At 69.8% G+C, this 19,293-nt stretch carries 16 protein-coding genes and 5 pseudogenes; 14 read left to right on the top strand and 7 right to left on the bottom strand.

Features of this window, described 5'->3' with window-relative positions:
* The first annotated feature begins 38 nt into the window (after window positions 1-38).
* Together AOK23_RS21320 and AOK23_RS21315 are read left to right on the top strand one after the other, a co-directional pair.
* Window positions 39-656, top strand: a complete 618-nt coding sequence (locus AOK23_RS21320; RefSeq protein ID WP_055714291.1) for a TetR/AcrR family transcriptional regulator — start codon at window positions 39-41, stop codon at window positions 654-656.
* Between the two features lie 39 nt (window positions 657-695).
* Window positions 696-3,116: a SpoIIE family protein phosphatase gene (locus tag AOK23_RS21315; RefSeq protein ID WP_055714290.1), complete on the top strand. Its 2,421-nt coding sequence runs from the start codon at window positions 696-698 to the stop codon at window positions 3,114-3,116.
* A 46-nt stretch (window positions 3,117-3,162) separates the two neighbouring features.
* Here AOK23_RS21315 and AOK23_RS21310 read toward each other — a convergent pair whose 3' ends face one another.
* Window positions 3,163-3,729, bottom strand: a complete 567-nt coding sequence (locus AOK23_RS21310) for a MarR family winged helix-turn-helix transcriptional regulator (protein WP_055714289.1) — start codon at window positions 3,727-3,729, stop codon at window positions 3,163-3,165.
* 110 nt (window positions 3,730-3,839) lie between these two features.
* Between AOK23_RS21310 and AOK23_RS51945 the strand changes: the two are divergent.
* From AOK23_RS51945 to AOK23_RS47960, 3 genes and pseudogenes are all read left to right on the top strand, one after another.
* Window positions 3,840-4,133: pseudogene (locus AOK23_RS51945) on the top strand (helix-turn-helix domain-containing protein); the annotation flags it as partial.
* A gap of 41 nt (window positions 4,134-4,174) precedes the next feature.
* Window positions 4,175-4,330, top strand: a pseudogene (locus AOK23_RS50040) (transposase); the annotation flags it as partial.
* Window positions 4,331-4,792: 462 nt separating this feature from the next.
* The gene (locus AOK23_RS47960; protein WP_055714288.1) at window positions 4,793-5,008 is read left to right on the top strand and encodes a helix-turn-helix domain-containing protein; all 216 of its coding nucleotides are present in this window, start codon (window positions 4,793-4,795) and stop codon (window positions 5,006-5,008) included.
* A 56-nt stretch (window positions 5,009-5,064) separates the two neighbouring features.
* On the opposite strand, the gene AOK23_RS21300 is transcribed toward AOK23_RS47960, so the two are convergent.
* Window positions 5,065-5,877, bottom strand: a complete 813-nt coding sequence (locus AOK23_RS21300) for an IclR family transcriptional regulator domain-containing protein (RefSeq protein ID WP_055714287.1) — start codon at window positions 5,875-5,877, stop codon at window positions 5,065-5,067.
* A 120-nt stretch (window positions 5,878-5,997) separates the two neighbouring features.
* Here AOK23_RS21300 and AOK23_RS21295 point away from each other — a divergent pair, with 120 nt between their 5' ends.
* Genes AOK23_RS21295 through AOK23_RS21260 form a run of 8 tightly spaced genes read left to right on the top strand, consistent with a single transcriptional unit; the run spans window position 5,998 to window position 15,874 of the window.
* Window positions 5,998-8,073, top strand: a complete 2,076-nt coding sequence (locus AOK23_RS21295) for an acetoacetate--CoA ligase (RefSeq protein ID WP_079049597.1) — start codon at window positions 5,998-6,000, stop codon at window positions 8,071-8,073.
* 60 nt (window positions 8,074-8,133) lie between these two features.
* Window positions 8,134-9,954: a PEP-utilizing enzyme gene (locus AOK23_RS21290; protein WP_055714285.1), complete on the top strand. Its 1,821-nt coding sequence runs from the start codon at window positions 8,134-8,136 to the stop codon at window positions 9,952-9,954.
* A gap of 17 nt (window positions 9,955-9,971) precedes the next feature.
* Window positions 9,972-11,072, top strand: coding sequence for a PEP/pyruvate-binding domain-containing protein (locus AOK23_RS21285; protein WP_055714284.1), 1,101 nt, complete (start codon window positions 9,972-9,974; stop codon window positions 11,070-11,072).
* Window positions 11,069-11,563: an acetyl-CoA carboxylase biotin carboxyl carrier protein gene (locus tag AOK23_RS21280; RefSeq protein ID WP_055714283.1), complete on the top strand. Its 495-nt coding sequence runs from the start codon at window positions 11,069-11,071 to the stop codon at window positions 11,561-11,563. Before AOK23_RS21285 ends, AOK23_RS21280 begins: the two co-directional genes overlap by 4 nt.
* Window positions 11,560-12,924, top strand: a complete 1,365-nt coding sequence (locus AOK23_RS21275; protein ID WP_055714282.1) for an acetyl-CoA carboxylase biotin carboxylase subunit — start codon at window positions 11,560-11,562, stop codon at window positions 12,922-12,924. Before AOK23_RS21280 ends, AOK23_RS21275 begins: the two co-directional genes overlap by 4 nt.
* Window positions 12,917-14,392, top strand: coding sequence for a biotin carboxyl carrier protein (locus AOK23_RS21270; RefSeq protein ID WP_055714281.1), 1,476 nt, complete (start codon window positions 12,917-12,919; stop codon window positions 14,390-14,392). The genes AOK23_RS21275 and AOK23_RS21270 overlap by 8 nt, the downstream gene beginning before the upstream one ends.
* Window positions 14,373-15,269, top strand: coding sequence for an HAD-IIA family hydrolase (locus AOK23_RS21265; protein ID WP_055714280.1), 897 nt, complete (start codon window positions 14,373-14,375; stop codon window positions 15,267-15,269). The genes AOK23_RS21270 and AOK23_RS21265 overlap by 20 nt, the downstream gene beginning before the upstream one ends.
* Window positions 15,266-15,874 (top strand): biotin transporter BioY, encoded by a 609-nt coding sequence (locus AOK23_RS21260; RefSeq protein ID WP_055714279.1) that lies wholly within the window; start codon window positions 15,266-15,268, stop codon window positions 15,872-15,874. The genes AOK23_RS21265 and AOK23_RS21260 overlap by 4 nt, the downstream gene beginning before the upstream one ends.
* A gap of 34 nt (window positions 15,875-15,908) precedes the next feature.
* Here AOK23_RS21260 and AOK23_RS21255 read toward each other — a convergent pair whose 3' ends face one another.
* The 4 genes and pseudogenes from AOK23_RS21255 to AOK23_RS21250 form a co-directional block, all read right to left on the bottom strand.
* The gene (locus AOK23_RS21255; protein WP_240496483.1) at window positions 15,909-16,217 is read right to left on the bottom strand and encodes a hypothetical protein; all 309 of its coding nucleotides are present in this window, start codon (window positions 16,215-16,217) and stop codon (window positions 15,909-15,911) included.
* An 88-nt stretch (window positions 16,218-16,305) separates the two neighbouring features.
* Window positions 16,306-16,663, bottom strand: a pseudogene (locus AOK23_RS50035) (transposase family protein); the annotation flags it as partial.
* Between the two features lie 25 nt (window positions 16,664-16,688).
* Window positions 16,689-16,868, bottom strand: a pseudogene (locus tag AOK23_RS50030) (SDR family NAD(P)-dependent oxidoreductase); the annotation flags it as partial.
* Between the two features lie 88 nt (window positions 16,869-16,956).
* Window positions 16,957-17,808 carry an oxidoreductase gene (locus tag AOK23_RS21250; protein WP_055714277.1) on the bottom strand — a complete coding sequence of 284 codons (852 nt, stop codon included), beginning with the start codon at window positions 17,806-17,808 and terminating at the stop codon, window positions 16,957-16,959.
* Between the two features lie 188 nt (window positions 17,809-17,996).
* Here AOK23_RS21250 and AOK23_RS21245 point away from each other — a divergent pair, with 188 nt between their 5' ends.
* Window positions 17,997-18,995 carry an AraC family transcriptional regulator gene (locus AOK23_RS21245; protein WP_206336252.1) on the top strand — a complete coding sequence of 333 codons (999 nt, stop codon included), beginning with the start codon at window positions 17,997-17,999 and terminating at the stop codon, window positions 18,993-18,995.
* A 38-nt stretch (window positions 18,996-19,033) separates the two neighbouring features.
* Here AOK23_RS21245 and AOK23_RS21240 read toward each other — a convergent pair.
* A pseudogene (locus tag AOK23_RS21240) lies at window positions 19,034-19,293 on the bottom strand (TetR/AcrR family transcriptional regulator); the annotation flags it as partial.

Here is a 19,293-nt window from a genome sequence, read left to right as displayed (position 1 = left end):
ATTGGGTCGAGGGGGAAGAGCAGACAGAGGGAGGGCGAGTGACTGCCGAGGCGGAGGCGGACGGTGAGACCGGCCAGGAGGCCCGGCCCGGTTACGGCGAAGGGCGAGGGGCGCTCCTGGCCGCGGCCGTGAGGGTGGTGGGCCGGGGCGGCCTGCGGAAACTGACCTACCGTGCTGTCGCCGCCGAAGCCGGTGTCACGCACGGACTGGTCGCCCACCACTTCGGTTCGCGCGACACGCTGCTCGAAGAGGCGCTGCGGTGGTGTGTCACACGCAGCATCGAGACGTCGTCGCTGGTGCCCGCCAGCGGAAGGCTGGAGGACTTCGCCGCGACCCTGGCCGAGTTCATCGCGGCCGACCCCGACGTCCAGGCCTTCCAGTACGAGCTGAAGCTCGAAGCCAGCCGGCGGCCGGAGCTGCGCCACCACGTCGACCTGCTCTACGACGCGTACCGCGATGCCGTGCGCGAGGCGCTGGCCTGCTTCGACGTGTCGCAGGAGATGACGGAGATCGTGTTCGCGGCCCTGGACGGCCTGGTGTTCCACCAGGTCACGTCCGGCGCACCGGACCGCACCGAGGAGAGCATCGACGCCTTGCGCCGGCTCCTCGCGGCTCACCGCGCGCAGGCGTCACCAAGGGCGACCGGCGTACATTGAATGAGCCGAAGCTCTCCTGCACCAACCCCAGGAGCGGCGATGACGAGCATGTTCAAAGGGCGCGACCAGCAGGTCCGGCCGCACGGTACGACGCCCTTGACCATACCTGCGCCCGTCGGCGCGACCGCGGTACTGGACCAGCACCTGCGGTTCACCGGCTGGAGCCGGGAAGCCGAGGAACTGTTCGGACTGGTGTCCGAAGAAGTCCTCGGCCGGTCCGCCGACGCCGTCCTGGCCGATGCCGAGACGGGAGCCGGCGTCTCAGCCGCTGGTGGTGGTGCGGCGTGGTCGCTCGGCCCTCGGCCGGTCCGCCGCGGTGACGGCCGCCCGGTGTCCGTGTCCCTGTCCCTCACCCCGCTCGCCCTGGGGGCGGACGCGACCGGGTGGCTGCTGACTGCCATGGATGCCGAGCTGGCGCACCGGGAGACCGTCCGCCGGGCCCTGCTTGACGGACTCGACCGGGAAGCGCCCGTTCAGCTGGTGGTCTACGACACGGACGCCCGGGTGCACTGGATCAACTCTGCGATCGAGAAGCAGTTCGGAATCCCACTGGAGGACGCTGCTGACAGGTTCGTGAAGGACATCCTGCCGCAGGGCGAGGTGCTGGCGGAGGCCGACGGGACGGTCACGACGAGCGTCGAGGAGATCGTCCAGCGCGTGGCCCGCACCGGCGCACCCGTGGTCGACGTCCGTTACCGCAGCACCACCCCCCTGGACCCCCATCGCGCACGCGTCTGGTCGTGTTCCTACTTCCGACTCCAGGACGGGGAAGGCCGTCCGATCGGAGTCTGTGAGGCGGCCCTCGACATCACCGACCGCTATGTGGCACGCCAGCGTCTCGCCCTGCTCAGCCGGGCGAGCGGCAGTATCGGAAGAACCCTGGACATCCGGCGCACGGCCGGAGAGCTGGCGGAACTCGCGGTTCCCGAGTTCGCCGATGCCGTCACCGTGGATGTCTTCGAAGCCGTCCTGAGCGGGCAGGAACCACAACACTTCGACACTCGTCCCACCCTGTGCCGGGTGACTCACCGCACCGATCACGCCGCGGCCAAGGACACCGCGTACGACGAACTGGACACCGTCCGCCTGCGGTGCCTGGCCGAGAACACGCCGGCCACCGACGCGGCCGCCCGTGTGCTCGCCCTTCCGCTCAAGGCCCGTGGCGCCACCCTGGGCGTGGTGGCCTTCGCACGCTCCCGAGACGCCGACCCCTTCGAACAGGAGGAGATTCAGCTCGCCGAAGAGCTCGTCTCCCGCACCGCGGTCTGCCTGGACAACGCCCGCCGTTACACCCGAGAACACGCGACCGCGCTCACGCTCCAGCGTGATCTTCTCCCTCGCACCCTGCCCCAGCAGCCGGGCGTGGAGGTCGCTCACCGCTATCTGCCCGCGGCCGGGCCCGCCGGCGTCGGAGGGGACTGGTACGACGTCATTCCCCTCTCCGGGGCACGCGTCGGGCTGGTGGTGGGGGATGTCGCCGGACACGGCACGGGCGCGGCCGCCACCATGGGGCGGATGCGCACCACCGTCGCGGCGCTCGCGGCGCTCGACCTCGCGCCGGACGAACTGCTCGCCCGCCTCGACGACTTGGTGGCGCGAACCGGCGCACCGCCTTCCGGGCCCGCCGAGGCCGAGGACCAGGCACTGGGCGTCACCTGCCTGTACGCGATCTACGATCCGGTCTCCCGGCACTGCGTCATGGCGCGTGCGGGCCATCTGCCACCCGTGCTGGTCACCCCCGACGGACACGCCGAGCTGGTGGACCTTCCCGCCGGACCGCCCCTCGGCCTGGGCGGCCTGCCGTTCGAATGCGCCGACATCGAGCTGCCGGAAGGCGCCACGCTCGCTCTCTACACCGACGGACTCGTCGAAAACCGTCAGACGGACATCGACGCAGGAGTCCGCTCTCTCTGCACCGCACTCGCCAGGCCCGCGGACGGCCGACTGGACAAGACATGCGACAGGGTCATCACCAGACTCCTGCCCCAAGCCCCCGAGGACGACGCAGCACTGCTGCTGCTCCGCGTCCACGCCCTGGCCGAGAGTCTGGTGGCGACGTGGGACATGGCCCCCGACGCCGGAGAAGTGGCAAGAGCACGGTCGCTGTCCCGCGATCAGCTCGCCGCGTGGGGAGTCGACGAAGAGGCGTCGTTCGTCGTCGAGCTCGTCGTCAGCGAGCTGGTCACCAACGCGATCCGCTATGGCGGCGCTCCGGTGTGTCTACGGCTCATTCGGGAACGTGGCCTCATCGTCGAGGTCTCCGACGGCGGCCACACCTCGCCCCACCTGCGGCGGGCCGCGATGGAGGACGAGGGCGGCCGAGGTCTGTTCCTGGTCGCACAGCTGACCCGGAGCTGGGGAACCCGGTACACGTCGAGAGGCAAGACCATCTGGACCGAGGTGCCGCTGTCGCCGGCCAAGCTGCTGGCGACCTTCGTCGGCGGGCAATTCGAGCTGTAGCGATGCGGCGTCCTCGTCCGGGCCTCTCGTCCGGGCCGGTCGCGGCTCAAGCCTTGCGGCGGCCGCTACGGCGTGGCGCGGGGGCGGCACCGCCCAACAGATCCTGGCGGCGTTCCTCGCCCTTCTCCTCCACCTGCAGCACCACCCGGCGCAGTCCGGCGGCGACGGTCCGGCAGTCCGCCTCGCCGAGCTGCCCGGTGACGAAGGCCTCCTCCTCATTGAACGCCGGAAAGACGCGCTGCATCAGCTTCTCGCCGTCGTCGGTCAGGCTCAGGAGCACCAGCCTGCCGTCGGTGGGATGGTTTGCTCGCCGCACGAGCCCTCGTCTTTCCAGTGTCCCGGCAACCCCTGTGAGCGTGCCCTTGGAAATCCCGGCCTCTTCGGCCACGTGCCGCGTCTCCGACTCACCCCAGATCCAGACGACCCAGAGCACCACAAAGGCGGTCCAGGTCAGGTCGACGCCGCGCAGCACGGAGTTCTCCAGGTGCTGCCGCACCGCTGAGGCGGCGCGATAGATGTTGGCGACGACGGCCATCTGGTCATGCCGGACGCGACCGCCGAGCTTGGCCTCTGCGAGCTTCTCGGCTTCGGTGATGGATCGTTGGCCGGGCACGGGCACGCTCCTTCGGGCCGCCTGCGGAGGCGTGAGACATCAGAATTGTTCGGGCCCAAATATAAGGTGCTCGGCCTCATGGGGCCGATCCCTCCGGGTTCGGGCGCTGTGTGCGCGCAACCCACGCGGACTGCTTCCTCTGGCTTCGGACCTGTTGCAACCCGGCCCCCTCGCCGAGAAGCCAGCCACGCAGTGCGGACTTCGATACAGCCGACCTTTGTTGGCCTACGGTCAACGCTGTCCTCAACGATCTGGCGGCGAGCGGCCCCTGTTCTTCCGGATTCTGGTGCTCGGCGGCCAGGCGCCAACTGCTGGCCGGCGACGCCACCGCAGCCCAGGTCGCCCACACCGTGGGATACGCCAGCGCGACCCAGTTCAGCCGCGAATACCGGGCCTTCTACGGACTGCCACCGGTCCAGGACATCATCCGCCTGCGCGCCGGTACTACCTCGACCGCCCCGGCACATCCAACGGACCGACCGAGGCGATCAACGGACGCCTCGAACACCTCCGCGGATCCGCCCTCAGGCTCCGCAACCTGACCAACTACATCGTCAGATCGCTCCTGGTGACCGGCGGGTTCAGACCGCAACTACACCCTCCGCCCTCCCCTCTCTCCGCTCGCCCCCGTACCCGCTCATCACCGAACCGGCCTGCTCGCCCTCGATGAGCAGGGCACCTCGACGAACGGACACTCGATGACGACGTACATACGGACGACGCTGACCGGAGTCCTCCTCGCTCTCCGTACTGGCCACGGCGGTCGGCCTCACCGGGCATGCCGACGGCTACGACGCCCCGGTCACGGCGCAAGGACCGTACGTGACCCTGGGCGACTCCTACACCGCACTTCTGCATGGTGTCGGTGCCGGCGGGGACCTTGTCCAGCAGGGCATGTCTGCGGAGTTGTCGTGCACGGACGCGGCGAGCACCACCACGGCGATCACCAGGCCCGTGTTTCTGGAGCGCCGAGGTCAGCGAGCGGCACGAGGATCTGATACGACGCTCGGTCGAGCGGGCGCGGACCTGCGGCGAGATCGGGGACGACTGCGCCCGTGACAGGGTGCTGCTGCTGTTCGGGGCGCAGCAGCGGATCGACATCGCCGCCAGGCTGCTCGCCGACCCGGTCCAGACGGGCCGGAGTGTCACGGACATCGCCTACGCGGTCGGCTTCAAGGACGCCTCACACTTCGCCCGCGCCTTCAAGAGCCGCCACTGCGTCAGCCCGCGTGAGTACCGCAGGGACCACTCGGCTGCTCCACAGGGGCCTGGCGCATAGCCTTTCCGGTGGCTGCTGGAGACTGGAAGACGGTGTATGGTCTTTTTCCCTCGTCTTCAGATCTCGTCGCCGCCGGGCCCGTGTCGTTGCGGGACGGCCGCCGAAGCCCGCTCTTCGATCCGGTGCACCGCGGCCCGCAGGTCGTCCAGGTGGCGCCGTGCCACTTCCTGCGCGGACATGACCGTCTTGCGCCAGGTCACGTTGACGCATCCCAGGACCTCCCCGTGCAGGCGGATCGGTACGGCGATCGAGTTGCGACCGTCGAAGTCGTACTCCGGTGCGCGCACGCTGTATCCCCGGGACCGGGTGGTCGCCAGCAGACGCCGCAGCCAGCCCGGGTCGTGGGCGTATGCGTTGCCCGGAGCATCGTGCTCGCGCAGGCGGCGCAGGACCGCCTCCCGCTCCCGCTCGGCGCAGAAGGCGATGTAGGCGCGGCCCGAAGCGCCGAGCAGCATGTGCGAACGGAAACCGATGGGCGCGACGGGGACCACCTCGTCGAAGTACGCCTTGGGACTGTTGGTGTCGATCGTCTCCATGTAGTCCAGCCGGGGCACGGTCAGCACGGACGGCCACATCACGCGCTCGCACAGCTCCTCCAGGACCGACGACGCCAGCTCGCCGAGCCACTCGACGTCGTTGTACGGGGCCCTCTGGGGTCTGAGGCTCGCGACGAACGCCCCGTCGGCGAGCCGCTGCCAGACCAGGCCCTCCTGGTTGCAGGTGTGGAGGATGCGGATCAGGGTGGCTTTGGGGATGCCGGTGACCTGGTGCAGGTCGTGCAGGCTGGCGGCACGCATCTCCTCCAGGGCCTTCAGCACCTGTAGGCCCCGCTCGAGAGAGGTGATCGTTTTCACCTGGTACTGCCGCATGAGACGACCCTCACCTGCGAAGACGGAGAGTGGATTTCACCAGGTGAAAAGCTAGCAGGGAACTGTTGCTCGCGTCCCGGCTCGTCGGAGACCGTTCCTCCAATGACGCGAGGAGGCGACATGACCGTCGAGACAGCAGGGGGCTTCCCTGCCACTGGTCGGGCACACGGCGCAGCCGGCGGGGCCGCCGTGGTGGCCGAAGGCGAGCTGCTGTGGACGCCCGGCCCGCGGCGGGTCGCGGAGGCCAATGTCACGCGGTTCGCGGACTGGCTGTCCCGGGAACGGGGGCTGCGGTTCGACGGATACGACGAGCTGTGGAACTGGTCCGTCACCGACCTGGAGGGATTCTGGGGCGCCCTGTGGGACTACTTCGGCATTCGGTCGACGGCCCCGTACTCCTCGGTGCTCGACGGCCGGGGCATGCCGGGGGCGCGGTGGTTTCCCGGGGCGCGGCTGAACTACGCCGAGCACGTCCTGCGAAACGAACGGTCGGGCACCGACGCCGTGGTGTTCGGCTCCGAGAGCGCCGCTCCCGTCGGTCTTCCGTGGGAGGACTTCGCGGGCCGGGTGCGCGTCCTGGCGACCCGGTTGCGGGCGTTCGGCGTACGCCCCGGCGACCGGGTCTGCGGATATCTGCCGAACGTGCCTCAGGCCGCGATCGCGATGCTCGCGACGACGGCCATCGGGGCCGTATGGGCGAGCGCTTCCCCCGACTTCGGGTCGCGAGGCGTCATCGACCGGTTCGGCCAGCTCAGGCCGAAGGTCCTGTTCTGCGTCGACGGCTACCGCTACGGCGGAAAGACCTTCGACCGCCGGGACGAGGTGCGCCGCATCGCCGACGCGCTTCCCGGCCTGGAGCACGTGATCCACCTTCCCGTCCTCGACGACGGGTACGACGAGCCGCTGGCCGTCGGCGGCCTGCGCTGGGACGAGGTCCTCGACCACCCGCCCGTTCCCGCCGAAGACTTCGACTTCGAGCCCGTCCCCTTCGACCACCCGCTGTGGGTGCTCTTCTCCTCCGGTACGACGGGACTGCCCAAGGCGATCATCCACGGGCACGGCGGCATCCTGCTCGAACAGCTGAAGCTGCAGACCTTCCACATGGACCTGCGCGAGGGCGACCGGCCGCTGTTCTTCACCACTACCGGCTGGATGATGTGGAACTTCCTGATCAGCTCCCTGCTGGTCGGCGCCTGCCCAGTGCTCTACGACGGCAACCCCGCCCACCCGGAGCCGGACGTTCTGTGGCGGATCGCGCAGGACACCCGGACCACCTTCTTCGGCGCCAGCCCCGCCTACGTCGACCTCATGACCAAGGCCGGCATCGTCCCCGGCGAACGCTACGACCTGTCCGCCCTGCGCACGGTCATGCCCGCCGGCTCACCGGTGTCACCCCAGTGCACCGCCTGGTTCTACGGCAACGTCAAGGCGGACCTGTGGATCGCCACCGGCAGCGGCGGCACCGACTGCTGCACCGGATTCGTCGGCGGAGTGCCCACCCTTCCCGTGTACGCCGGCGAGATGCAGGCACGCTCGCTGGGGGTCGCCGCGTACGCCTACGACGAGCACGGCCGCCAGGTCGTGGACGAGGTCGGCGAGCTGGTGATCACGGAGCCGCTGCCGTCCATGCCGGTCACATTCTGGGGCCCGGACGGGGACGAACGGTACCGCCGTACGTACTTCGAGGACTTCCCGGGCGCCTGGCGACACGGCGACTTCTTCAAGGTCAACGCTCGCGGCGGCTGCTTCGTACTCGGCCGCGCCGACGCCACCCTCAACCGGCAGGGCGTGCGCATCGGCACCGCGGAGATCTACCGGGTCGTCGAAGCCCTCGACCAGGTCACGGGAGCTCTGGTGGTCAGCCTCGACCTGCCGGACGAGAAGTTCTTCATGCCGCTGTTCGTCGCCCTGACCGACGGCGTCACCCTCGACGCCGGCCTCCAGCAGACGATCCGGGACCGACTCCGCCGCGAGTACAGCCCCCGCCACGTACCGGACCGCATCATCCAGGTCCCGGCCGTCCCGACCACCCTGACCGGCAAGAAGCTCGAGGTGCCGGCGCGCCGCATCCTGCTCGGCACCCCCGTCGAACAGGCGGCCGACCGCAGCACGGTCGCCGACCCGCGCGCGCTCGACGCACTTGCCCGCTACGCCCGTACCCAGCGCGACTACCCCCTGGCCACCGCCACCGTCTGAGCCGCACCACCCTCGGATCCCCGCTCCCTACCGCCTGAGCCGCACACCCTGGAGAGCCCCGTGAACGATGCCAGACCCGCCCCCCGCTTCCCACTGCCCTCGGAGCTGACCGACGTCGCGGGTGCCGAAGGCTGGGCGTCGATGTACCCGTACTACACCCGGTTCCAGCCGGGGGACGACCAGCGGTTCTGGTTCTACAACGCGATGCACTTCCCCGAGCCGATGCCCGCGTTCGACGCCATCACTGCCGAGGCGCCCTACACCGCTCTCGGCGCGAACACCGCGCGCATGTTCGTCTTCCCCACCACGCTCGGCATCGAGCACCGCATCGTCAACGGCCGGGTCTACATCACCGCCAACCCGGTCACCGACCCCGAGGAGATTCAGCGCAGGCTCGCGGAGTTCAGTGAGCGGGCGGGGTACTACTACGAGAACTGGGACGAGCTCTACCAGGGCTGGGTCGCCCGCATCACCGCGCTGATCGACGAGGTGCAGCGGATCGAGGTGCCCCGGCTGCCCGAGTTCGAGGACCCGGAGGTCGTGTTCCAGGCCAAGGGCGTGGCCCAGAACCACTACGTCCGGGAGAACTACCACCGGCTGATCGACCTGTACTCCAAGATGTGGCACCACCACTCCGAGTTCCTGATGCTCGGCTACGGCGCCTACGTCGTGTTCTTCGAGTTCTGCAAGACGTCGTTCCCGGAGATCCCCGACCAGGACGTGGCCCGCATGGTCGCCGGGATCGACGTCATCCTCTACCGCCCGGACGACGAGCTGAAGAAGCTGGCGAAGCTGGCGGTCGAGTACGGCGTCGACGATCTCTTCGTCGAGGGCTGCGAGCCCGACAAGGTGCTGGCCGCGCTCGCCGCCCGCGGGGACGGCGGCCGCCGCTGGCTGGAGGCGATGGACGCCGCGCGCGAGCCGTGGTTCAACATGTCGACCGGTGCCGGTTTCTACCATCACCACCGCAGCTGGAACGACGACCTCACGGTGCCGTTCGCGGCGCTGCCCGGCTATGTCGACCAGGCCAGGAGGGGCGAGCCGCTCGACCGCCCCACCGAACAGCTCACGGCCGAGCGCGAGCGCATCGCCCAGGAGTACCGCTCCCTGCTGGCCGGCGAGGAGGAGCAGGCCGCCTTCGACCAGATGCTGGGCCTGGCCCGGGTGGTGTTCCCCTTCGTGGAGGACCACAACTTCTACTGCGAGCACTACTTCACCACGAAGTTCTTCGCCAAGGTCCGCGAGTTCGGCGAGCTGCTGCGCGATCAGGGTGTCCTGGCCGACGCCGAGGACGTCTTCCAGCTGAACCACACCGAGGTCGGCCAGGCTCTGACGGACGTGATGCTCGCCTGGGCGGCCGGGAGCAAGCCGGTGGGCTCGGCGCACGTGCGCGAGACAGTCGCTGAGCGCAAGCGGATGCTGGACGCCCTCGCGGGCTGGTCCCCGCCGCCCGCGCTGGGACCGGTCCCCGAGGCGCTCAACGACCCGGCGGTGCGCATGCTGTGGGGCATCACCGCCGAGACCATCCGGGCCTGGTCCACACCGACCGCGGACGGCGATCACGAGGTACGCGGTTTCGCCGCCTCGCCGGGCGTCGTCGAGGGCACCGCCCGGGTGCTGCTGAGCGCCAACGACATCGGCCAGGTACGGGAGGGCGAGGTGCTGGTCTGTCCGGTGACCGCGCCCAGCTGGGGCCCGGTCTTCGGCAAGATCGCGGCCGCCGTCTCGGACATCGGCGGCACCATGTCGCACGCGGCGATCGTGGCCCGTGAGTACGGGCTGCCCGCCGTCGTTGGCACCGGCCACGCCACCAAGCGGATCACCACCGGCCAGCGGCTGCGCGTGGACGGCGACCGCGGCATCGTCACCATCCTCGACTGAGCGTGGGGAGCACGACAATGAACACCTCATCCCATGTCCGCCGGTTCGCGGAACTGCGGCTGACGGACCGGCCCACGGTCGGCGGCAAGGGCGCGAGCCTCGGCGAACTCACCTTCGCCGGCGCCCCCGTACCGCCCGGCTACGTCGTCACCACCACGGCCTTCGAGGCCTTCCTCGGCGTCCTCGACCCGGACGGCGAGATCCGCACCGCCATCGAGGCGCTGGACTCCGAGGACACCGAGGCGATCACCCGCGTGGTCACACCCGTCAGGGAGCGCATCGAGGCGGCCGAACTGCCCGAAGAGGTGGCGTCGGCGATCCGCGGCCACTACCGCGGCCTGGACAGCGAGTCCGACACCCCGGGTGAGCCCGCCCCCGTCGCCGTACGTTCCAGCGCCACCAGCGAGGACGCGGAGGACGCCAGCTTCGCCGGTCTGCAGGACACCTACCTGTGGGTGCGCGGCGAGGACTCCCTCGTCGAGAACGTCCGCCGCTGCTGGGCCAGCCTCTACAGCGTCGAGTCGGTCAGCTACCGGCGTCGCCTCGGCCTGCCGGAGCACGACCTCGCCATGGCCGTCGTCGTCCAGCGCATGATCGACCCGCGCTGCGCCGGTGTCATGTTCACCCGCAGCCCGCTCACCGGGGACCGCTCGGTCGTCGCCCTGGAAGCGTCCTGGGGCCTGGGGTCCGCTCTCGTCAGCGGTGACGTGACACCCGACAAGTACGTGGTCGGCAAGGTGACCGGGGACATCTGCTCCCGTACCGTCTCGGCGAAGCTGCGACAGCACCGGATGGACCCCAGCGGCTCCGGTGTGCTGGAGGAGGACGTACCGGAATACCTCCGGGACGAACCCTGCCTGTCCGACGAGGAGATCCACGAACTCGTACGGCTCGGCCGGCAGGTCGAGTCCCACTACGGGGCACCGCAGGACATCGAGTGGGCGATCTCCCGCAACCTCGTCCCCGGCCACAACATCTACCTGCTCCAAAGCCGTCCCGAGACCGTCTGGGCGAGCAGGGAGAAGGCCCCGGTGGCCTCGCCGAAGGCCAGGGCGTTCGACCACGTGCTGTCGCTGCTCGGCGGCGCGGGCTCCGGCCCCGGTGGGAGTACGAAGTGAACCTGACCGGCGAGGACGTCCAGGACATCCTGCGGATCATCGACGGCATGGAGGTCGACCGCCTCTATCTGCGCACGGGTCGGTTCGAACTGTCGCTTTGCCGTGGCGGCGACGGCGAGTGGACACAGTCCGCGCGCACGACAGCCGAACCGGTGCTGGTCGATGGCCGTGAAGTACCCGCGGTCCAGGGCGTGGCAGCTGCGGACGAGCAGACTGAGCCCGCCCGCGAGGGTCTGACCGGGGTCCGTACACCTTTGCCCGGTGCCTTCTACCGGGCGCCGAAACCCGGCGCGGCCCCCTTCGTCGAGATCGGGGACGAGGTCACCGAGACCACGGTCGTCGGGATCGTCGAGACGATGAAACTGATGAACTCCGTGTACGCGGAGGCCTCCGGCACGGTGGCCGAAATCGTCTTGGGCGACGGAGAGTTCGCCGAGCAGGGTGCCGTGCTCATGTTCATCGACACACTGGCGACAGGAGTGGCGCCGTGATCCTGCGACGCGTTCTGATCGCCAACCGGGGTGAAATCGCCCTGCGCATCATCCGTACGTGCAGGCGGCTCGGCATCGAGGCGGTGCTCGCCGCCTCCGACGCCGACCTCGACTCCGTACCGGCCCGACTGGCCGACCGGGTGGTGCGCCTCGGCCCCGCCCCGCCCTCGGCCAGCTACCTGGACGTGGACGCCGTCCTCACGGCGGCGAAAACCGCCGGCGCCGACGCCATCCATCCCGGGTACGGCTTCCTCTCCGAGAACCAGCGGCTGGCCAGGGCCTGCACCGAGGCCGGCATCGTGTTCATCGGCCCCACGGTGGAACAACTCGCCTCAGTGGGCGACAAGTTGGAGGCCCGTCGGCATGCCGTGGCGGCCGGTCTGCCAGTGGTACCCGGCGGGCCGCTGGAGGACACAGCCGACGCGGCCCGGCTTGCCGCGGAGATCGGCTACCCCCTGCTGATCAAGGCGGTCGGCGGTGGCGGCGGCCGGGGCATGAAGCAGGTGCACGATCCGGCGGACCTGTCCGCCACCGTCGACCTGGCCGTCGCCGAGGCGGGCGCCGCCTTCGGGGACCCCCGCGTCTACCTCGAACGCTTCGTCGCCACCGGGCGGCATGTGGAGGTCCAGCTCATCGCGGACGGCGAGAACGTCGTTCACCTCGGCACCCGCGACTGCTCCGTGCAGCGCCGCTACCAGAAGCTGATCGAAGAGGCGCCCGCGCCCGCTCTCGACCCGGCCCTGCGCGAGGAGATGCACCGTGCCGCGGTGGCCCTCGGCAAGCATCTGGAGTACCGGGGCCTGGGCACGGTCGAGTTCCTGGTCGACGTCGACCGGGGCACCTTCTACTTCCTGGAGATGAACGCCCGCATCCAGGTCGAGCACCCGGTCACCGAGGCCATCACCGGACTGGATCTCGTCGCGGAGCAACTCGCCGTCGCCGAGGGGCGATCGCTCTCCTTCGGACAGGCGGACGTGTGCTTCACGGGACACGCCATCGAGTGTCGGATCAACGCCGAGGACTGGGCACGTGACTTCCAGCCAAGCCCCGGCACTGTGACCGAGGCGGTCTGGCCGCTCGGTGACGGCATCCGGATCGACACGCACCTCCAGGCGGGTGCGAGCGTACCGCCGTACTACGACTCGCTGCTCGCGAAGCTGATCGTCCACGGCCGGGACCGTGCCGACGCGCTGGCACGGCTGCGCGCCGCCCTGGCCCGGTGTGCGGTCGTCGGGGTCAGCACCAACATCCCGCTGCACCAAGAGGTGCTGGCACAGGCCGAGTTCGCCGAGGGTGGCGTGGACACCGCCTGGTTCACCCGCTTTCTGCGGGACCTTCCAGTAGGGAGCAGCCGTGGCTGACATCCAGCTCGTCGACGTGTCGCTGCGCGACGGCAACCAGAGCCTGTGGGGCGCCACCGGACTCGACACCGGCAAGATCCTCCAGGTCGCGCCAGTCCTTGACCGGGTCGGCTTCCGCGCCCTCGACTACACCTCCAGCACCCACATGGGCATGGCGGTGCGCACCCACCGCGAGGACCCGTGGGAGCGGATACGGCTGACGCACCGCGCCATGCCGAACACCCCCTTGCAGTTCATCGGCACCGGGCTGCGCTTCATCTCCTGGGAGGTCGCCCATCCCGAGTTCATGCAACTGGTCTACGACCGGCTGGTGGTGAACGGGGTCACCCGTTACGTCGTCCTGGACCCCATGCACGACATGGACGCCGTACGCGAGTCCGCCCGCATGATCCGAGCAGCTGGGGCCACCGAGATCGTCGGAGCACTGACCTTCACCGTCAGCGACGTCCACGACGACGCCCACTACGCCTCGCTCGCGGCGCAGATGGCCGCCTGCCCGGACATCGACCGGGTCTACATCAAGGACCCCGGCGGACTGCTGACTCCGGAACGCGCCGCGACGCTGATCCCGACAGTCCTGGGCAAGCTCGTCGGCACACCGCTGGAGCTGCACTCCCACTGCACGATCGGTCTGCCGGGCCTGACCTACCTCAAGGCCGCCGACCTGGGCGTACAGGCCCTCCAAGTGGCCTGCGGGGCTCTCGCGGGCGGCACGTCCCTGCCCAACGCCCAGCAGGTCGTGGCCAATCTGCGCGAAATCGGCCACACCGTGGACGTCGACGACCGGCTACTGAGCGTGGTCGCCGACTACTTCGACGGCATGGCCGCGGCCGAGGGGCTGCCCGTGGGCGGCCCCCGGGACTACGACGCCGCGTTCATGCGCCACCAGGTGGCCGGCGGTGTGATGACCACCCTGCACCGGCAGCTCGACGAATTGGGCTTCAGCGACCGCTTCGACGCGGTCATCGAGGAGGTGACCCGCGTCCGCGCCGAACTCGGCCACCCCATCATGGTCACCCCCTTCCCACAGATGGTGTGCACCCAGGCCCTCTACAACGTGATCGGCACCGAACGCTACGAGAACGTCTCCGACCCGGTGATCCGGTACGTGCTGGGCAGCTTCGGCCGCCCCACCGCCCCCGTGGACCCGCAGGTCGCCGACCGCATCCTGGGACGGCCCCGGGCGAAGGAACTCGCCGCCGAACCACCTCCGCCCACCGTCGCGGAACTGCGCCGGCGCTTCCCGCGCGGCATCAGCGACGAAGAACTGCTCCTGCGGGCCACCATGCCCGCAGAACAGGTGGACGCCATGGTGGCCGCCGGTCCGGCTCGGCGGCACTACAACCCCGACGTCAAACCGGTGCTCGACCTGCTCCAAGGCCTGCGGACACGCCCGGCAACCCCCGAACTGGTCCTGGACCGGCCCGACTTCCGACTGGAGCTGCACCGTGACCGCCGACCAGCCTGACGAGGCCGCCGACCTGACCAACCGTCTGCGGGCCGTCCGCGGCGTCGTCTTCGACATGGACGGCACGCTCGTCCTGGGCGACCGGCGCAACCACGGGCTCACTCCCCTCCCTGGAGCCCTGGAAGTCACGGCCGCCCTCACCGCCCGCGGCCTGCCCTGGGTCACCTTCACCAACGGCACCACCCGCACTCCGTCGGCCTACGCCGAGACGCTGCGCCGCATCGGGTTCGACCTGCCGGACGACGCCATGCTCACTCCGGCGACCAGTGCCGTCGACCACTTCCTGGCCATGGGACACCGCAGCGCGCTGGTGCTCGGCGGCGACGGCCTGAAGGAGCCGCTGCGCCAAGCCGGCATCGAGATCGTCGAACCCACGGGGAAGCCGGAAGCCGACGCCGTGCTCGTCGGCTGGTACCGCGAGTTCACGATGGACGACCTGGAAACCGCCTGCCACGCCGTCTTCGGAGGCGCCACCCTTTACAGCAGCTCACAGTCGGTGTTCTTCGCCAGCGCCGACGGTCGGGCACTGGGCACGTCCCGGGCCATCTGCGCCATGATCAGCAGTGTCACGGGTGTCACCGAACAGGTCATGGGAAAGCCCTCGTTGACCGGCCTGCGCTGCGCCGCGCGCCGTCTGGGCCTGGCCCCGCAACACCTCGCCGTCGTCGGAGACGACCCTGAACTGGAGATGGCCATGGCCCGGCGTGCCGGCGCTCTCGGCATCGCCGTAACCACCGGCATCCACGCGGCGGACCACTTCGCCACGCTGCCCACGGAGCAGCGCCCGCATCTCACCGTCGAGGGTGTGGGCGGGCTGACCACCCTGTTGCCCGCCCTGCACTCCCACCCCATCGAGAACGGACCCGTACCGACATGACCACCACGACCGCCTCCCTGCGACCGAGCGCCCATCCCGGAGTCCTTGCCGACCTGGTCCCCGGATCCGCCCTCCTGCGGGACACGCTTCTCGTCGTCGGCGGCGCGGGCCTCACCGGCCTCTGCGCCCAGGTCTCCCTGCACACACCGCTCAGCCCCGTGCCCTTCACCTTCCAGACCCTCGCGGTCCTGCTGGTCGGCACCGCGCTCGGTACCGTTCGCGGGGCGGCGGCCATGCTGCTCTATCTCGCCGCCGGTGCCGCCGGAGTGCCCTGGTTCGCCAATCACACCCACGGCCTGGGCGGCCCCGGCTTCGGCTATGTCGTCGGGTTCGTCCTCGCCGCCGTCCTCGTCGGCGAACTCGCCCGCCGCGGCAACGACCGAGGCATCCTGGGCACCGTGGGTCTGATGACGCTGGGCAACGCGGTCATCTACCTGGCCGGGACCGTGTGGCTGGCCATGGACCTGCACCTCGGCGCCCAGCAGGCCATCGCGCTGGGAGTCACCCCTTTCCTCATCACCGACGCGCTCAAGACCGCCCTGGCGGCAGGACTGCTGCCGCTCGCATGGCGAGGCCTGGCATCGACAGCGGCCCCTCAAGAGTAAAAACGCCGGTGCTCTTGCGAGGCTTGACTGGACGTTAGGTCCGTTTCTGGTAGCGGCCTCGTCCGGGATGGGTGAGGAAGCCTTGTCGGACGAGGCGTCCGAGGCGGCTGCGGGTGACGTTGACGGTCGCCTCGTCGGTGGGCATGCCGAGGAGTCCGTGCAGCTCGCGGGCTCGGAATGCCCGGCCGGGGTGCTGATTGAAGGCGTTCACGATGGCCTGGTAGGCGGTGTTCGTCTCGGGCGGATCGGGCTCGGTCCCGCGCGGGACGCGTTCGGCGGTGATCTTCCGGGTGGTGGCCAGGTCCGCGAGTCGCCCTTCGGCCTCGGCCGGGGCGGCGGACAAGTGGTCGATCTGGTCGCGTAGTTCACCGGCCCGGACTGTGGTTTGTCGTGCTGGTCCTGGAGGTCTGCCAGGAGCTCGCTGATGTCCGCGCGGCCAGCCCGAGGGTGTCTCGCCAGGCGGGGGCGGGTGTGGTGAGGCGGCGGGTCATGTTGGCGATGGAAGCCCAGTAGACGCGCGAGGCGGAGGTGTCAGGGCGGTGATCGTCCTCGCGGGCCAGGCGGCGGTGCAGCATCAATGTGCCGTTGACCTGCTCCAGGATCCACCTCTTGGGTTGCGGGATGAAGCCGAACCTCGTCCTTGAAGCCCTGGTCCACCAGGGCCTTCTCCAGACACATCCAGCACCGCTCGGCCGCCTGGTCGAGCAGGCGGGTGCCGGCGGCGTTGTCGTGGGCGGAGGCGGCCAGCACCACGACACCGATGATCAGCCCCAGAACGTCGACGGCCAGTCATCCTGCGGTCGATGATCGTCCCCCGCCGGCCACGCAGGTGCGGCAGGACCAGCTGGGTGAGGCGGGCGGCGCCGACGACGTTGACCTCCATCCGGCGGCGCGCCTCGTCCATGTGCACGTCCTCGACGGCACCGTAGAAGCCGTGGCCGACGTTGTTGACCAGCACGTCGAGCCGGCCGGTTTCGGCGGCGCCGTAGACGATGCAGCCGAGGGCGACCAGCTTGGTGGCGACCGCTCCGCCGACACCCTACGACGCGCCGGTGACCAGCGCGGTCTTCACGACCGTCACGTCAGTTGTTCGCGGGCACGTAGTTCGCGGGCACGCCGGTGGCGCGGCGCATGAACGCGTCGAAGGTGCGGTTGGGCAGCGTGTTGTGCAGGAAGATCATGGGCTTGGCGCCGAAGCCGACGGCGTAACGCGTCTTGGGCCGGCGTGCCCGGACGGACTTGACGATGGTCTTGGCTATCAAGTCCGGCGACGACAGGCGGCGTTCGTTGGCCTCCGAACTGAGCGAGTCGGCCACGGCGTTGGCCTGCGGGGCGTACGGGCCGGTGCCGGAGACGGCGCGGGCCTTCTGCGCGGCGATGCCGCCCCACTCGGACTTGACCCCGCCCGGTTCGATCACCACGACGTCGATCCCGAAGGGCTTGAGCTCCATGCGCAGGCAGTCGCTGAGCGCTTCCAGCGCGAACTTCGTGGCGTGGTACCAGGCTCCCAGTGAGGTGCACATGCGGCCACCCACCGAGGTGATGTTGACGATGGTTCCCGAGCGCTGCGCCCGCATGTGCGGCAGGACCAGCTGGGTCAGGCGCGCCGCACCGAACACGTTGACCTCGAACTGTTCCCTGGCCTCCTGCAGGGGGACGTCCTCGACGGCGCCGTAGGAACCGTAGCCGGCGTTGTTGACGAGGACGTCGAGCCGGCCGGTGTCGGCGATGAGCTTCTCGACGCCTTCCCGCATGGAAGTGTCGTCGGTGACGTCCATGGCCAGCAGGTGGATCCCCTGCTCGGTCAGGTGTTGCATGCGCTGCACACGCCGCGCCGCGCCGTAGACGGTGTAGCCGGCCTCGCGCAGCTTGAGCGCGGTGGCCTCGCCGATCCCCGACGAAGCCCCGGTGACGAGTGCGACCTTGGTGGTCATGGTGGTGATCCTTTCGGTGGGAAGTGGTGACCTTTCGTTGTGAACGCTGGAAGGGGATCTTCGGCCTGGCACTAGCGTGGCGCGCCAACTCACTTGCGTATGACGCCAGCTTTCGATGGCGCGCTTGGCGAGGGGAATGGCGCCATCCGCTGGTGACAGGCATGCCGGCGGCCGTTACGCTCCCCGTCGTGAGCACCGGACGATTCACCCTGGATCCCAGCATCAAAGCCCTGCTGAAGGACCTCGGCGTGTCATCCACCCGGGTACTCCGGCGCGCCCGGCTGCCTGCCGACCTGTTCGGCCGCGGCCCGGTCGCCCTCCCCCTCGAGGAGTACTTCCGGCTGTGGGAGGCGCTCGAGGCCGAGAGCGGCGATCCGGACCTGGCTGTCGCGATCGGCCGGTCGATCTCGGTCGAGATGTTCCACCCGCCGATCTTCGCCGCCCTGTGCAGCCCCGATCTGCGGACCGCAGCCGAGCGCATCGCGATCTACAAGCCCCTCATCGGACCCCTGCACCTGCGGCTCGACAACGGCGACGAAGGCTTGACGATCAGCTTCCGGTGGCCGCCGGACACCCCTCCGCCGCCCCTGCTGGCCGCCGCCGAGATGGTGTTCTGGGTCGCTCTGGCCCGGATCGCGACCCGCCACGACATCCGGCCGGTCCGGGCCACCGATCCCTGGCTCCCTGCCGAGCACGCCGGCCTGGACGACTACCTCGGCGTAGAAGTCCACAAGGGACAGACGCACGCGATCACCTTCGCGCCCGCCGACGCGAACCGCCCGTTCCTCACCGAGAACGAGCAACTCTGGCGGTTCTTCGCCCCGGAACTCCGCCGACGCCTGTCCGACCTGCAGGCGACGGCCAGTGTCGCCGAGCGGGTGCGGGCCGCGCTGCACGAAACACTTCCCGCCGGCGGAAGCTCCATGACCGCGGTCACCCGTCACCTCGCCGTCAGCAACCGCACCCTGCAACGACAACTGAAGCTCGAAGGAACCAGCTTCCAGGAAATCCTCGCCACCACCCGCGAAAACCTGGCCCGCCACTACCTCGGCAACAGCACCATGCGCACCGCCGAAATCGCCTACCTACTCGGCTACGACGACACCAACTCCTTCTACCGCGCCTTCCGCACCTGGACCGGAACCACCCCCGACGCCCTCCGAACCGCAGCCGTCACCCGAGTCTGACCGTCCACCTTCCGGGAGCAGAGGGCCATTCTGGCCTGTCACTCCGCGGGGCTCGGAGCCTCCGGTGCCGGGAGCAGGCGTCGCAGCAAGGACTCCTCCAGCTCGATCAGGATGGCCTCGTTGCCGGCGGCGGAACTCGGCAGGGTGTGCCACAGGACGAGCTGGCCGTGCAGGGCGGTCCACAGGTGGACGCCCAAGTCCTGCGCCTCCGCCCGACGGCCGGGGACCACTTCGGCGAGGTAGGCGTCAGCCGTGTCGGTCCACGCCTGGAGCATGGTGCCGATGGGGTGGTCGGTGG

This window comes from Streptomyces torulosus (genome assembly GCF_001419765.1).
GTDB lineage: Bacteria > Actinomycetota > Actinomycetes > Streptomycetales > Streptomycetaceae > Streptomyces > Streptomyces torulosus.
Note: the sequence above shows the minus strand (reverse complement) of the source record. Positions and strands in the feature narration are given on the sequence as shown.